Source organism: Alteromonas gracilis, from assembly GCF_036870955.2.
GTDB lineage: Bacteria > Pseudomonadota > Gammaproteobacteria > Enterobacterales > Alteromonadaceae > Alteromonas > Alteromonas gracilis_A.
Genome location: NZ_CP145482.2, coordinates 2178701 through 2193852, shown reverse-complemented (window position 1 = coordinate 2193852; position 15152 = coordinate 2178701). Strand labels below are relative to the sequence as shown.

Sequence of the window (15152 nt, the reverse complement as noted above, 5' to 3'; positions counted from 1 at the left end):
ATAGATTGTCGCGGTAATTTGCTCCTTTTACAAAGGTCTTTGCATGACTTCAGCCGCAAAAAAACAAGCTAACAATGCGTCATTTCAAGCTTTCGCAAACGCATATTTGAAAGAAATTGATTCTGGTGTATGGCACACCAATGAAGAATGGGTCGTAAGAACAGGGATCCCATTACATCAACGCGACAAACACGCAGTAGAACTCTATCTTACGTCAAGTAACACAAGAGTGTGTTTTTCAGCATCATACCGCTCTGTGGTGGGACGCCACACGTTTACTACCGTGTATAAGCAGCTGCCAAATAGCTTTCACTGGCAAGAAGTTTCATTGATGAATGCTATTTTATTGCTCATCGATGAGATTTATAGCGCAACCAATACGCGCACTAAAGGCGACGAACATCAATCAGAACGCAGGCTAGAGCTGTCAGAACGCCAGCTAGAGCTGTACGCGAGAACGATTGAAAGTCACCAGATAATGTCGCTCTATTTAGAGAATAGAGAAGGGGACGAAGCGCTTAACAGTAATAAGTTTATTGATACAGAGCAGGCAATTTTGTTTGGCCACTGGCTTCACCCTACGCCAAAGTCTCGACAGGGAATGCACCGTTGGCAGCATGAAGCTTATACACCAGAGTTACAAGGCAAATTCAAACTGCACTATTTCGCTGCAAAGCAAGCGCTAACCGTTTCAAATAGCGCAACCGATACCTGTGCATTTGACATTCTTGAGAATATCGCACTTAGCGATGGCGATTTATCCACAAGATCAACGATTGAGACATTGCGTCAACAAAATCTAAAATTAATAGCAGTACATCCATTACAGGCAGCATGGCTATTAACCAGCGAGCATATTAAAACGCTACTATCCGAAGGGGCATTGATTGACCTTGGTGAATTTGGACCAGAATTCAAGCCTACGTCGTCCGTAAGAACGGTCTATAACGAAGACCAGGATTATATGGTTAAACTGTCTATCCCAGTAAAAGTCACCAATTCACTTAGAAAGAATATGCATCATGAGCTAGAAGCAGGTGTCACGCTATATAAATTGCTTAAGCGACTCGGCTTTTCTTCGATATTTCCCAGCTTTAAATTCATTGATGACCCAGCATACATCTCACTTGACCTTGGAAACGGTGGTGAAAGTGGGTTTGAACTCATCTTAAGGGACAACCCGTTTACGACCCAAAATGAGAATGTTGGCCTTGGTGGTACACAGTCTATTGCGGCACTGGTACAAGAGCCTTTGTTTGATGGCGATAACTCTAAACTCGCCGAAGTAATACACTTGCTGGCGCAGCGCGAACAGACGTCACCACAGACAGTGGCAGAAAAATGGTTTATTCGGTATTTAGACTGTGCAATAGAACCAGCGATTCGATTGTTTGATCAATGCGGCATCGCATTGGAAGCCCACCAGCAAAACTCGTTACTCGACTTAACAGAGGGATACCCGTCGGCATATTATTACCGAGACAATCAAGGCTTTTACCTGTCGAAGGAACGACAACAAATTCTGGAAACCATGGAACCTCGCTTAAAGGCATGTAAAGACTTGTTCTATGGCGAAGAAATGATTATTAACCGCTTTACTTATTACCTGTTTTTCAACCAATTGTTTGCAGTAGTAAATCGACTTGGCATCGACCAACTCGCCAGTGAATCGTCATTACTTCAAGTCGTTCACAAACGATTGTCTTCGATATTGCCGACGCTTGGCGCACAAGGCAGTGCACTTGTACGTTCGGTACTACAGCGCGAAAAGCTGCCCTTTAAGGCCAATTTGCTTACGCGAGTTGAAGACGTGGATGAGTTGGAGGCTGAAGACGAACTAGCGGTATATGTTTGGGTAAACAACCCGCTGCTACCTTTGTCAAAGACCACACACAGTCTGCCCTCACATGCTGAAAAAGCGCAAAGCAAATCAAGAAAGGTAACTGAAAATGCCTTTTAACAATCTTAATGAAAAGCGCATACAAGGGTTTTGTGATGCAAGGCTGGCGTCTGAGCCAGCTATCTGTGGCTTAGCCACCAGTGACATAGCTATCTGTGATGACGAAAAAAGAGTGGTAAAACAGTTTGTAGAAGCGCTGCTTTTTGAAAAACTCGTTAATTTTACATTTGAAGATAGCACTTTCACTGCAGAAATGAAAAATATGACGTTGCGCGCAAAGGGAAAATACACCTTTTTCAGCCGCGTACGATTAGATGATAACACCCTCTACCTCAATGATAGACCTCTAACTCTAAACGATGTAGCGCGCATTATTCGTTGTCTACCTTATGATGATGCCAAGCGTACAAAGCTATTTGATGAACTCGTCCACACACTAACACTCTGTCAGTGGAACCGCGATAACGTTGCGCCCGTCATTAGCAGAAGAGCACTTAGCCACGTTCGTTTAGAGTCTGCCCTTTTCGAAGGGCATCCTTATCACCCGTGCTTCAAATCAAGAAGCGGATTTAGTGTTAAGGATCATGAAGCTTATGGCCCAGAATGTGGAAAAACGTTTAAATTGCAATGGTTAGCAATAAAACATGCGTTTTTAGCCACTCATTATGATGGTGAAAGTGAGCAATCTTTTTGGAAGAGGGAGTTAGGTACATCAACCTTTAAGTTACTGTGCGACTTAATGCGTGAAAAAGGGATTTCGTCTTCACATTTTGGGTTGCTGCCTATACATCCATGGCAATGGAATTACGTAAAAGCGTCTCTCATACAACCACTAACAAATGGCGATGTATTCTGGCTTGGTGAAGCTAGCGACGATTATCAGGCAAGTATTTCGCTTAGAACCTTGCTTAATACAAGTAACGTAAACAAAGCCAGTATCAAACTACCACTTAATGTGGTGAACACATCATCATTGCGCACGGTAGAGCCTCATTCAGTATGCACTGCGCCCCATCTCTCAAATTGGCTTCACGACCTTATTGAAAATGATGCATGGCTTCAAAAACGTAACGTGTTGTCTATTCAAAAAGAGTACGCAGGTATTGTGGTAGTTAAGCCGGATAGTGGTGACACTGTTGATGATGGTGGTAAACAGGATTGGGCTGCAACACTTTCACCCAGCCTTAGTGCCATTTTTCGCGATGCGAGTGTGCTAAACGAGCCAGGTGTTCACACCATACCGTTTGCTGCTTTGGCAGCGACAGAGCGGGACGGCAAACTTTTTGTTGCTCGCTGGATAGAGAAGTATGGCGTGGATGTTTGGCTTGATGCGCTCATTAATACCGCCATTATTCCCGTTTGGCACCTTCTCGCTTTTCATGGCATTGCCGTAGAAGCCCACGCACAAAATATGTCACTGGTGCTAAGAGATGGGTTACCAACAAAAGTAGTTTTAAGAGACTTCCATGAAAGTTTAGAGTACGTACCTGACTTTTTGAACAATCGTGCAACAGCACCAAACTTTAACAACATCCATGTCGATTACGTCAACGCACCTACAAATCATTACTATTGGATGGACAATACCGAAGCGCTGCGCGAGTTGTTTGTCGATACCGTCTTTGTATACAACTTAACTGAGCTATCCACTCTCTTTGCTTTGCACAACTACTGTGACGAAGCGCACTTTTGGTCAAAGGTGTACGCCGCTATAGCAAGCTACAACAACAGCGGAGTGACTGCCACCGCACGCTTAAACAAAATCAACTTGTTTGAGAAAAGTATTATTACCGAGTCACTTCTAAAGAAAAAGCTTAGTGCTAACAAAGCGCTAGACGAATTTCATCACACCATCGACAACCCGTTAGCAACCTTTTTCGAAAACGCTTGTGGAGAATCACATGCTTAGTATTGATGAACACGTCATCACCGCACAACAGATAAATTCAAAATTTGAACGCTTTAGCAACGCCCCACACCTTGATCCCGAAAAAGGCAGTGTGGCGGTTTGTATAGAAAGTACCGTAGATTGGCTCTCACTGTGTTTTTATGCAAAAGAGCACGGCCTTACCGTTATGCCAATACACGCGAGTACCCCCGAAAGCTTGGCCCGTAAATATGCCGAAAAAGCGGGCTGCTATACACTGTTATACGGGACATTGGAGAATGTTATCTGTATACCAGAAAACGAACAACAAGATACCGCACCGGGTTTAATACAAATGAGCTCAGGAACAACTGGCGAGCCAAAAAGTATTAAACGTTCTTGGCGCAGCATTGACCAAGAAGTGGCAGCGTATGTGGCTCATTTTACCGCGCCCAATTCGATGTCTCCCGTGATCGCTTGCCCAATTACGCATTCATATGGGCTTATCTGCGGCATTTTTGTTGGCCTTGCAAGAGGTAAACACCCGAGAGTGTTTACAAGCATTAACCCTAAACACTTATTAAAAACCCTATTAACACTAGACAAACCGTTACTTTACTCTTCACCGTCTATGATAGAGACAGTATGTATGCTGTGGCCTAAAAACAGTAAATTGCATGCTGTAATGACATCTGGAACGTTAATGTCAGCACCGGTGTTCTCGCGTACCAAAGCCAAGGTTAACCATTTCTTCCAACAATACGGATGTTCCGAAGCAGGGTGTGTGGCTATTAGTGAATATGTTGATAACACTAATACGATAGGAGAGGTACTTGGTCATCTTGAAGTCGAGGCAGGCGAGAGCTTAGCAGCGCCCGCTGAGATAGTAATTAACGTAAAGCAACCCCTTGATGGCCAATGCGCTAAAATTCACACCAACGACCTAGGGTATTTTGACAATAGAAAGGGTAAAAAACAGCTGCATTTTGTAGCCAGGCAAGATGACACCATCATTGTCTCGGGACTCAATGTTTACCCGAAAGACGTTGAAGACGTGGTGCTAACGCATCCTGATATTCACGATGCGGTATTGTTCAAAATGCCCGTTAAGCACGCTGGTTACCGCGCTTACTTGCAGTATTGTGCAAACCATCAGTTTACAGCCGATGATAAAGCGTCGTTTAAAGTATGGTGTCATAATCACCTTGCTGCCTATCAAGTGCCTTTTGACTTTATACAAGTCGATTCAATTACGCGTTTACCTAATGGCAAAGTAAATAGAAAAGCGATTGCCAACGCATACCTTTCGAGAATCGATACCCTCAGTATGCTGCAGACTAAACGGGTGACACAGTCTGCAACTGGGAAGGCGTCATCTGAGAAGGCGCTATCTGAAAAGGTGCCATCATGAACACAGAAAGCATTGTTAACGCGATTAAACATGTACTTATCAATGACATTGAATGCCAGTATATGTCTGTTTTCTCTGAGGATGCACGCTTGAATGAAGACTTGTACATAGACTCAGTCATTCTTATGCAAATGCTTATCCATTTAGAGCTCTCTCATGATATCGAGGTACCTGAAAGCGCAATATCACAAGAAGATGTGCAAACGGTGGGCAGTCTCGCGCGCTTCTTAATAAATCAACAACAAGTAGACAACGCAAGTGCTGAAGGTGATGTGTTAGAAACGCCTTTTGAAGACATCAAGGTACATTGCTTTGTTAGCTGTTTGTGCGAGTGCATCAAAGCTTCATCAGCGGTTGATCATCGACCTTTTTACTTTGGTGTTTGGGATGCTGACGTGGCGATAACGTCTGCAAATGCACTGGCCTATCACGATGAAAGTATTAGCCATGACTTTTTCATCAAGTGGTATAAGGCACTCTATGGTGTTCAGTTAACGTCTTGGTATGACAAAGCAAAGCCTAAAGCCGACAACGTTAAGACATTGGAATTACTTCTCTACACGGCTTCACCGACACAAAACGTCATGGTTATGTTGGACATGTATTTATTGCCCGAGCGAGAAAACAAATTCAACCAAAACCCTTTTCCTCATTACGTTATGTTGAAAAAAACGCAGGATGCATCACGCTGGCTTATGCTCGATCCTGATTTTAGGTGGGAAGGTGAGATTGCTCGAGAAGATATTATCAATGCGATTTCCTCAAAGCACATTGAGGGTGGCTACGTCTTTGATAGTAATGACATTAGGCCCTCTTCACTCACTCAAATAGCCGAGTATTTCAATACTGTATTTTACGCTGATCGCAATGTGTTAACCGAAGCAATACGACACATTGTATTGGCGCACAGGGACGATGCTAAATCACCCCCGTCATTGTTAGGCGACGCGTTAAAACAAATACCCGTACTCGCTATCAGAAAATACGCGTACGAACACGGTTTTGCCTATTTCTGGCGAGATATCGGATTCCCAGAAGTTACCTTTGAAATGTGGTGTGATGAGATAGAAAACTTAGTCTCGACATACAAAACCATTCAATACCGCTGCTTAAAGCTCGCTGAATTAGCGAAAGAAAATATGGATACGTCTGACTTATTCACTGAAGTGCTAGCGTTATTAGACAAACAAGACATGACTGAGCAAAAGATTAAACAAAAGCTTCATAGCGTTTTCCTTCAATGGCTAGCGTTTCATCAACTTGGCAACGCTGGCACTGAAAAAGCGCTATTGGAGACAGCGATATGAACCTATCAGTGTGTACGATTACCTTCAGGCATCAATTAATTTCAATTGCGGAAATTGCAAAGTGGTCTGTGAGCAATGGATTTCAAGGCATTGAGCTATGGGGCGCTCACGCGACTAACCTTGAAGAACAACCAGAATACAGTAAAGACTGGATAGCCAACTACGGCCTCAGAGTAACAATGCTAAGCGACTACTTGCCGCTTTTTGACACTAACGACGCACTGTATTTTAAGGTACATCGTTTGTGTCGATTGGCCAAACACTGGGGGGCTAGCAAAATTCGTACGTTTGCGAGTAATGAAGCCAGTGCCGGAATGAACGAGCAACGTAAAGCTTTGTTGTTTCAGCGTTTACAAACCGTATGCGATCGGCTGGCCGAATACGATTTAAATTTGGTGATAGAAACTCATCCCAACACGTACGCCGACTCGGTAAGTTCAACCGTCGAAATGTTTAATGCTGTTAAAAGGCAAAACTTGCAATTGAACTATGACGTCCTACACGTATGGGAAGCAGGTGAGGATGTAGTAAACGCTTGCGAGCAACTGTCACCGTACATTAATCATTTCCATTTCAAAAACATAAGCAGCAGTGAACACCTAAATGTGTTCGCCCCAGACAATGTTTATGCTGCTGCGGGCTCTAGAGAAGGCATGGTGCCCATTTTTGATGGTATTGTGGATTACAAAAAGTTTATTGAATATCTCTATTCGAACCCCGCGCTTCGCAATATCGATTCTTCACTAGAGTGGTTTGGCAACAATGCCAAGAATATTCTTAGTCAGGATCGATACAAACTTCAAAAAATAAGCCAGTCATTGGCCATTGCTGAAGCAATGTAAAACAGTATTTATAAGGATATAACCAGGCGATGACCGTATTTTTACTCACAAAACTCGTTGCGTATGAAGCGTTATGGGGAGGATGTGCTGCGCTTTACTTCTCTTCCCCTCATCAAAGAAGTGCCGCTTCCCCCATGTCCAAACCAGTATCACTCACACTGTTTGTCGGCGCTATTTTACTAAGCGGAGTGTTGTTAAGTACTCAGCTTAACGTCTGGGCTACGTGCTTTGCCATTATTACCATTGTAATGATGAACTTTGTATTGGTAACACTCGTTTCAGCCCACGAAAAACGCCGCCTGATGGTCATCACCTATGGCGCGGTTTTGGCATTTTTATTGGCGTTTGTAGTGGGTTTGGTTGGTGCAGTGGGAGGTCACTATGTGGCGTAAAACGCTATCCTCGTTTTTTATAGGGTTGCTCCTAAGTACAAGCCTCATTCTCAATGTTAATCATTTCATCCCGCTAGATGTGGATGTTAAGTTGCTTGTGGGTTATGTGGCAGGTTTCATTACTTGGTCTGCATTAATGACCTATTTCTTTTGTTTTGAATCTGTGAAAAGACCACTCATTCAATGCGCCTGTGTTTTACTAGTATCTGTTGCGCTTAACGTAGTAATAAAGTTAGGAGCGCTATCATGAAGGCCAGTGTTATTCGCTCTGCATTAGAAGGGCACGGATGGATAGGCTTGTTTATCGCCATTCCTTTGTTCATCGTTTTTTGGGCTGGTTCATTAACGTTATTCTATCCAGAGATTAAGGCGTGGTCTGTGTTACCACACACTGATGTAGCAACTGCGACACACGCGTTGCCAACCACCGATATCATTGCAAAACAGTTTGAACAGTACGACATAAACGCCGAAGAAAGGATGTTTATTGTGCTACCCACGGACGTTCAGCCGCTTTATGAACTGTATTTGCCATTGAATGGAGAGAGCGCTCCCAAAGGTGAACTCACATCAATTTATGTTGACCCAACCAATGGCGAGACAGTTGCATCCATAGACAGTTTTCACTTAGCCGACTTCCTTTACGGCCTTCACATAGATTTAAACTTACCATTCGGCGACCACATCGTCGGGGTTATAACCCTATTTTTCATGGTTGTGATTTTTACCGGTATTGTTGTTCAGTTTAAGAAACTTATTGCGCATTTTTTCTTTTACCGAGGTTCGCAGTCGACGACGCGCTATCAACTTACCGATATGCACAATGTGGTAGGGGTAATGAGTTTACCTTATACCTTTATGTATGCGTTGACTGGGCTGATGTTTAACCTAGGCCTTATTTCACAAGTCGTCACTTTATTCTTTGTTTACAATGGCGACAGAACGGCGTTACTCAACGATTCTGGGTTCCCTAGAATAACGGAGGTACATGCAGGTATAGAGCGTGAAATGCCCGACTTGAACGCGATTATCACTTCGTTTGAAACTGAGCAGAACGCTAAAGCATCTTCGTTACGCCTAACCAATTATGGTGATGAGAATGCGTTAATTAGAATTGTCGGTCAGCATAATGATCATTTCGCACAACGCATAGACATGACATACCGCGTTAGGGATAAGGGCTTTTCAAAAGATATAAACCCAGAACAAAGAAATGCCTTTGCTGATGGAACACGCTTTCTCTATGCATTGCATTTCGGGCACTTTGCAAGTGTCGATGTGCGTATTATCTTTTTTATTCTTGGCCTTAGCGTATGCGGGTTAATCATTGTAGGCAATATGTTGTGGCTCAACAAATTCCACAATAACAAAAACATTTCAAACCGTTTAAAGCGAACCATGTCAGCACTAACACTAGGTGGGTGCGCGGGCATCATACCTGCTACGGCCTTTGCATTTTTGCTAGAGAGAACCTTGAGTACAACCATAGAAAGCAGAGCACTTTTTGTTGAGGCCTCTTTTTTCGCTGTATACGGCATTACTGTGCTGGCCGCATTTTACACGAAAGCCGTGTTAACTATGATCTCGCGGTTCTCCTTGATAAGTGCCTTGGTACTCACACTGCTTTTGACATTCGAAGGTATAGGATTCGGAAAGTCGGTATTTAACTACTTTAATAATGGCTACAGCAGTCCATTTTCGTTGTCTTTCACACTGTTCTGCTTTACCTGTCTCTTATTTTGGCTAGGCGCAAACTTATCTGAAAAATCAAAGACCATTCAGTGATGAATAGCCATTTACCTGTTAACGATAAGAAGAAACACACGCTATGAAGCTTTTTTTTATTCCAGAAAACGCAAAACCTCTTCTCGCTCGTCGAGAAACAACATTTGATGTAGCAAAAGGCCTTGCCGTGCTGCTCATGGTAATGATCCATGTCCTGGATTTTTACGGCTTACCTGAGGTTCGCTTTGGTATCTTTGGTACTGTGGTTAAATTTGCATTGGGGTGGCCAGCGGCGTCCATGTTTGTTTTTATCATGGGTATCTTTGTTGGATTTTCGGGTACAGAACGTTTCGGCGTAGAAATAAAAAGGGCGCTAATGCTGTTTGCACTTGGTTACGCACTTAATCTTTTACGTGGTACCGTTCCTATGTGGCTTTCTATCCAACTAGGGCTTGTCACTTATGATGATGTAGCACCGCACACGCCTCTTACTGAATTTCTTATTGGTGACGTGTTTCAGTTCGCAGGTATAGCGTTAATAATCTGTGCTGTATTAAAAAAACTAAGCGACCAGGTGCTTGTATGGATAGCGTTTGCGCTTGTGGTTACATTTTCATCTCACTTTGTATGGGATAAGTACACAACATCAACGATATTCAATGAATTTTGGAAGTTATTTATTGGTGATGAGGATGCGGGAACCATGTTTCCAATATTCCCATGGTTAGCTTATCCAGTTGTTGGCATGGCTTTTAGTCGATTTGTAAAACAACCACACGCCGCAACACTAGATTTCCTATGGTGCTTAAAATTAGGTGTGGTTTGCGTCATGCTTGGAGTGGCATTAACACTGACAAACCCGGACTATCATATTGTCACTAATTTGCGAAGTGGGCCTGGCATTGTGGTGTTAATGACAGGAATAGTCTTATTGTTTCTTTATGGCATACACCTTATTGTGAGTCGGTTTCAACACACTTCAGTTGTGACCCTATTGGCATTTTGGGGTAAATACGTGACTGCGCTATACGTTGTGCAGTGGGTATTAATTGGCTGGGGGCTTATGCTGGTGGGCCTGCAGCAGCTACCTATGCTACCCACGCTGCTTGCCATGGCCATTGTTCTGTTACTTTGTCATTATCTAGTATTGCCGTGGCACCAATATAGCGTTGGAAACAAAGACAATAACAGGGTAAGCCAATCTGTGGTTGAAGGGCAAAACGGTACCGTAGCATCAAATACATAGGTGTATTACATAGGTATTAGCTACACAACGCCCCCATAAGCAGCGTATATAGCGCAAAATTATGCTGCTCATATACGCTTAAAAGTATTCGCTTAAAATGCGCTTAAAAAGGAAAACAAGATAATCTGTTTTCCTTTTTTATCTTCAGTTCGCCTCGCTATTACGTGAAAAAGATTCATGCAAATATGAATTTATACCATTTTTATTCATAATTAATCGCATGTATAACTATGCCATACCGTACTAACAGCAAGATACTCTTATGGCACAGGACATCACTTTTTCTCTAAGTCGCTTACGTTTCGATGAAAACTACGAACCCTCACAGCACACGCGCATTACAACAAACTTCGCTAACCTTGCTAGAGGCGATAAGCGAAAAAGCAATGTAGGCAGTGCGTTAACCATGATTGATAATCGCTTTAATGCCTTGGCCTACTGGGATAATCAAACCGCGGACCGATACACTGTTGAACTAAACATTATATCGGTAAACGTTGAAATTGCTGGGCAGGGTACTGCGTTCCCTAACATCGAAGTATTGCAAACCGTTATTGTGGACAAGGTAACAGGCAAGCGCCATGAAGGTATTGTGGGTAACAATTTTTCTTCGTATGTACGCGATTATGATTTCAGCGTCGTATTGGCACAGCACAACAAGGACAAACAAGGGTTTAGTGTTCCTTCTGACTTTGGCGAACTTCATGGTTCCTTGTTCAAGCAATTCGTTAATTCGTCTACGTATCAAAACGCATTTTCGAAAAAGCCCGTCATATGTTTAAGCGTGTCAGACAGCAAGACATATTATCGCACGGAAAATGAGCACCCAGTGTTGGGTCATGAATACCAGCCAAATGAGTCGTCATTGACCGAACAGTACTTTAAAAAAATGGGGTTAAGCGTGCGCTATTTTATGCCGCCGAATAGTGCAGCGCCATTCGCTTTCTATTTCTTTGGTGACTTACTAAACGACTATACCAACTTAGAACTGGTTGGCACCATCAGTACCATGGAAACATTCCAAAAGATTTATCGACCTGAAATCTACAACGCCAATGCACCTGCGGGAAGATGCTTTAAACCCAGCCTTAAAAACTCCGACCATTCGCTTACGCAGATTACGTATGACCGCGAGGAGCGCACGCAGCTTGCCGTAGAGCAGGGCAAATTTGTCGAAGAAATGTTTATCAAACCTTACAAATCACTGTTACAAACCTATTCAACTCAATGCGCTTAAGGCAAAAGAATTAACGTTATGAAAACACTTATTCCAACCTCTATCGCTGGCAGCTTGCCAAAACCATCATGGCTAGCGCAACCTGAAACACTATGGTCACCGTGGAAGCTTGATGGTGGCGAACTTGTCGACGGCAAAAATGACGCACTTCGACTTTCACTTCAAGACCAAGCGCTTGCTGGTATCGATATAATCAGTGACGGTGAACAATCAAGACAACATTTTGTTACCACCTTTATTGAGCATTTAAGTGGCGTTGATTTTAAAAATAAAAGAACCGTTAAAATTCGTGATAGATATGAGGCAAGCGTGCCCGTAGTGACAAGCAGCGTTAGCAGGGTTAAACCTGTCTTTGTGGATGACGCCAAATATCTACGGGCGCAAACGGATAAACCAATTAAATGGGCGCTACCTGGCCCTATGACGATGGTTGATACTTTATATGACGACCACTACAAAAGCCGCGAGCAGTTAGCATGGGAATTCGCAAAAATATTAAACCAAGAAGCGAAGGAACTTGAGGCGGCGGGTGTAGACGTTATCCAGTTTGATGAGCCTGCCTTTAACGTATTTTTTGACGAGGTGAATGACTGGGGTGTAGCAGCACTAGAGCGCGCAATTGAAGGGCTACAGTGTAAAACTGTCGTACATATTTGTTACGGTTATGGCATTAAAGCCAATACGGATTGGAAGAAGACGTTAGGGGCGCAGTGGCGTCAATACGAAGAAGTATTTCCAAAACTACAAGCTTCTAAAATAGACGCGGTGTCACTTGAATGTCATAACTCGCGCGTGCCAATAGAATTGATCAAACTGCTTGACGGCAAAGAAGTGCTAGTGGGAGCGATTGATGTGGCAACCAATGACGTTGAAACGCCTGAAGAAGTGGCAGCAACACTTCGAGAGGCGCTGAAATACGTCGAACCAGATAAACTTATCGCATGTACTAACTGCGGAATGGCACCGCTGGCGAGCGACATTGCCAATGCAAAATTAAAAGCACTAGCCGACGGTGCTGCAATTGTCAGAAACGAACTCGCTAAGAAAATTACCAGTACAACTTAGGTTTCAATTTTTTCAGTCAACCAATGTGTTACCGCTAGCGCGGTAACACGATGCCTATTTCTAGACCAGTCAGTTTTCCTTGCGCATGATTTCGTGCGCTAATTTTGCCGCCAACCGCGGTAACTTGGCGCTGTGCCAACGCAAGCCCCAAACCAAAACCACCGCGCTGTTGTCCAATCACGTGGGTTCCATGGGATTTATCCACTCTAAAAAAGGGTTTAAAAATGTCACCCAACATATTCTCTGGTACGCCATGACCAAAATCCAATACAGACAGCGCATAGTGAGTCGCGTTACATACTAGTTTAACTTCAATACGACTGTGTTCTGGCGTGTATTTTAATGCGTTTCGAATAATATTTTCGATAGCCTGTCCCAGCGCTTGCTGGCTACTTTGCTCGATGGGTGCACATTCTGGCAGTGTTAAATTAATTGTTCTGTCTGGGTATTCGAATGCCGCGTCATCACAGATGACTTGTATAAGTTCTGAAAGATCAAACGACTCGTTATTAAGCGCTGGCGATTCATTGTTAAGCCATGCCAGCGTTAACGCATCTTCAACCAAGGCGCGCATATTGTGGGATTCATAACGTAGGCGCGACAACGTATTTTTGTTATCGATATCGTTCTCAAGCATATCAATGGCCATATCAACGCGGGTTAGCGGTGTTCTTAATTCATGGGATAAATCTGATAGTAATTCACGCTGGTTGTAAATAAGCTTCCCAATTCGTTCAGCCATACCGTCAAAATGCACAGCAAGCGTATAAAGTTCATCGTTACGATTGCTTAAAGAGTCACTCACACGAACATCAAACTTGCCCTTACTAAATGCGGTTGTTGCGGTTTCCAGCTTTTTAAGTGGTGTCATAACATGGCGATAAAGGACAAAACTGACGGCGCACAGAATCACGAAGGGCAATGCTATTTGAAGCAATATATCGATATAGGTGAGGTAAGTACCTGGCCGCATCCTTTGTGGTAATTGAATTAAAAAATGCGATTTTGAGTCTAGAAAAGGGACTTCCATAATAGGGTTGTAGTCAAAATAAAGGTGTATTTTCCACTCGACACTTCGACCAATCCTAAATTCATCAATATAGATTTGAGGGATTTTACTCTCTGCTAGGGGCTCAATGTTTGAATTGACAATTGCGGCCCAGGTTTTCTCTCTCTTCTGAAAGGTACTAAGCCATGTCGCTAGCGCCGCTTCGCCTTCTTCCAAATATACGCGTTCGGCTTCTTTTCCATAATTATTGAGCTGTTGTTGGTGTTCAATGGACAAGTGGCTCATTGTGGTTTCAGTTTGGGTTGTTAGCCAATCAACAACCCAAATCAAGGCAACGGTGCCAACCGCAATGGTTGCACAGAGCTTCCAGAACAGTTTCTTTTTCATGAAAACAAATAGCCTTTGCCATGTTGAGTGGCAAGGCGAGTAGGGGACATACCTGCTTCAACAAGCTTTTTACGTACTCTACTCATGTGCATATCAAGGCTTCTGTCGTAACGACTGAACGTTCTATCAAGCACCGTTTGATAAAGAAGCGGCTTGCTCATTACTTCGTCTTTATTTTCAAGCATTACCCATAACAGCTTAAATTGGATTGGTGTTAAACCAAGGTCTTTTTCAGCGAAGCAGGCTTTCAGCGTTTTCTTATCCAATGCTATTTCGTCAACGTTAAGCACGTTGACAACCGTTTCCTGTTTTTGAGACGTGAATGAACGACGTAATAGCGCCTCGATACGCAGCATCATCTCTACGAAGCTGAACGGCTTGGGCATATAGTCATCAGCGCCGTTGCTATAACCCTTGATACGTTCTTGCTCAGCACCACAGGCGGTAACCATCATAACGGGTGTCTGCTTTTGCTTTCTAAGCTGACTCAAAAGGGAAAAGCCATTCATGTTAGGCAATAACACGTCTAGCAATATGAGGTCGAATCGCTCTTGAAGCGCAGTCGCCAAACCCTGATCTCCATCATGGCATTGACGGGCTTCAAAGCCTTTGTCTGTCAATAGTGTGGCGATTTGTTGGCTTAACGTTACGTCATCTTCAATGATAAGTATTTTTGCAGTGTCCATATCAAACGTCCTAAAGCTGATAGGAAATACACCAACGCAATTGATAACTATTATCAATTGCGTTGTAAAATACTAATA

Annotated in this window: 12 protein-coding genes; 10 read left to right on the top strand and 2 right to left on the bottom strand. The window is 43.2% G+C overall.

The window, feature by feature from the left end; genetic code table 11:
- The first annotated feature begins 43 nt into the window (after window positions 1-43).
- The 10 genes from V6N89_RS10740 (at window position 44) to V6N89_RS10695 (ending at window position 12992) form a co-directional block, all read left to right on the top strand.
- Window positions 44-1960, top strand: a complete 1917-nt coding sequence (locus V6N89_RS10740; protein ID WP_338517548.1) for an IucA/IucC family protein — start codon at window positions 44-46, stop codon at window positions 1958-1960.
- Window positions 1950-3809: an IucA/IucC family protein gene (locus V6N89_RS10735; protein WP_346993754.1), complete on the top strand. Its 1860-nt coding sequence runs from the start codon at window positions 1950-1952 to the stop codon at window positions 3807-3809. The genes V6N89_RS10740 and V6N89_RS10735 overlap by 11 nt, the downstream gene beginning before the upstream one ends.
- Window positions 3802-5178 (top strand): AMP-binding protein, encoded by a 1377-nt coding sequence (locus V6N89_RS10730; protein ID WP_346993753.1) that lies wholly within the window; start codon window positions 3802-3804, stop codon window positions 5176-5178. The genes V6N89_RS10735 and V6N89_RS10730 overlap by 8 nt, the downstream gene beginning before the upstream one ends.
- A complete protein-coding gene (locus V6N89_RS10725) occupies window positions 5175-6485 on the top strand; it encodes a DUF6005 family protein (protein WP_346993752.1) in 1311 nt (436 codons plus the stop codon). Before V6N89_RS10730 ends, V6N89_RS10725 begins: the two co-directional genes overlap by 4 nt.
- A complete protein-coding gene (locus V6N89_RS10720; RefSeq protein ID WP_346993751.1) occupies window positions 6482-7327 on the top strand; it encodes a sugar phosphate isomerase/epimerase family protein in 846 nt (281 codons plus the stop codon). Before V6N89_RS10725 ends, V6N89_RS10720 begins: the two co-directional genes overlap by 4 nt.
- Window positions 7328-7356: 29 nt before the next feature.
- Complete coding sequence (locus tag V6N89_RS10715) at window positions 7357-7719, top strand: hypothetical protein (protein WP_338517538.1); 363 nt, start codon at window positions 7357-7359, stop codon at window positions 7717-7719.
- Between the two features lie 246 nt (window positions 7720-7965).
- Window positions 7966-9504: a PepSY-associated TM helix domain-containing protein gene (locus V6N89_RS10710; RefSeq protein ID WP_346993750.1), complete on the top strand. Its 1539-nt coding sequence runs from the start codon at window positions 7966-7968 to the stop codon at window positions 9502-9504.
- A gap of 43 nt (window positions 9505-9547) precedes the next feature.
- Window positions 9548-10690 (top strand): heparan-alpha-glucosaminide N-acetyltransferase domain-containing protein, encoded by a 1143-nt coding sequence (locus V6N89_RS10705; protein WP_338517535.1) that lies wholly within the window; start codon window positions 9548-9550, stop codon window positions 10688-10690.
- Window positions 10691-10952: 262 nt separating this feature from the next.
- Window positions 10953-11927: a DUF1852 domain-containing protein gene (locus V6N89_RS10700; protein ID WP_338517534.1), complete on the top strand. Its 975-nt coding sequence runs from the start codon at window positions 10953-10955 to the stop codon at window positions 11925-11927.
- 18 nt (window positions 11928-11945) lie between these two features.
- Entirely contained in the window at window positions 11946-12992 is a 1047-nt protein-coding gene (locus tag V6N89_RS10695) for a methionine synthase (protein WP_346993749.1), read from the top strand.
- A 34-nt stretch (window positions 12993-13026) separates the two neighbouring features.
- Here V6N89_RS10695 and V6N89_RS10690 read toward each other — a convergent pair whose 3' ends face one another.
- Together V6N89_RS10690 and V6N89_RS10685 are read right to left on the bottom strand one after the other, a co-directional pair.
- Window positions 13027-14388, bottom strand: coding sequence for a sensor histidine kinase (locus V6N89_RS10690; protein WP_338517533.1), 1362 nt, complete (start codon window positions 14386-14388; stop codon window positions 13027-13029).
- Complete coding sequence (locus tag V6N89_RS10685; RefSeq protein WP_338517532.1) at window positions 14385-15074, bottom strand: response regulator transcription factor; 690 nt, start codon at window positions 15072-15074, stop codon at window positions 14385-14387. Before V6N89_RS10685 ends, V6N89_RS10690 begins: the two co-directional genes overlap by 4 nt.
- Between the last annotated feature and the right edge of the window lie 78 nt (window positions 15075-15152).

Coding starts and splice junctions, on each gene's coding strand:
- V6N89_RS10710 (WP_346993750.1), top strand. CDS start 7,966: ATGAAGGCCAGTGTTATTCGCTCTGCATTAGAAGGGCACGGATGGATA.
- V6N89_RS10725 (WP_346993752.1), top strand. CDS start 5,175: ATGAACACAGAAAGCATTGTTAACGCGATTAAACATGTACTTATCAAT.
- V6N89_RS10685 (WP_338517532.1), bottom strand. CDS start 15,074: ATGGACACTGCAAAAATACTTATCATTGAAGATGACGTAACGTTAAGC.
- V6N89_RS10700 (WP_338517534.1), top strand. CDS start 10,953: ATGGCACAGGACATCACTTTTTCTCTAAGTCGCTTACGTTTCGATGAA.
- V6N89_RS10705 (WP_338517535.1), top strand. CDS start 9,548: ATGAAGCTTTTTTTTATTCCAGAAAACGCAAAACCTCTTCTCGCTCGT.
- V6N89_RS10735 (WP_346993754.1), top strand. CDS start 1,950: ATGCCTTTTAACAATCTTAATGAAAAGCGCATACAAGGGTTTTGTGAT.
- V6N89_RS10720 (WP_346993751.1), top strand. CDS start 6,482: ATGAACCTATCAGTGTGTACGATTACCTTCAGGCATCAATTAATTTCA.
- V6N89_RS10730 (WP_346993753.1), top strand. CDS start 3,802: ATGCTTAGTATTGATGAACACGTCATCACCGCACAACAGATAAATTCA.
- V6N89_RS10740 (WP_338517548.1), top strand. CDS start 44: ATGACTTCAGCCGCAAAAAAACAAGCTAACAATGCGTCATTTCAAGCT.
- V6N89_RS10695 (WP_346993749.1), top strand. CDS start 11,946: ATGAAAACACTTATTCCAACCTCTATCGCTGGCAGCTTGCCAAAACCA.
- V6N89_RS10690 (WP_338517533.1), bottom strand. CDS start 14,388: ATGAAAAAGAAACTGTTCTGGAAGCTCTGTGCAACCATTGCGGTTGGC.
- V6N89_RS10715 (WP_338517538.1), top strand. CDS start 7,357: ATGACCGTATTTTTACTCACAAAACTCGTTGCGTATGAAGCGTTATGG.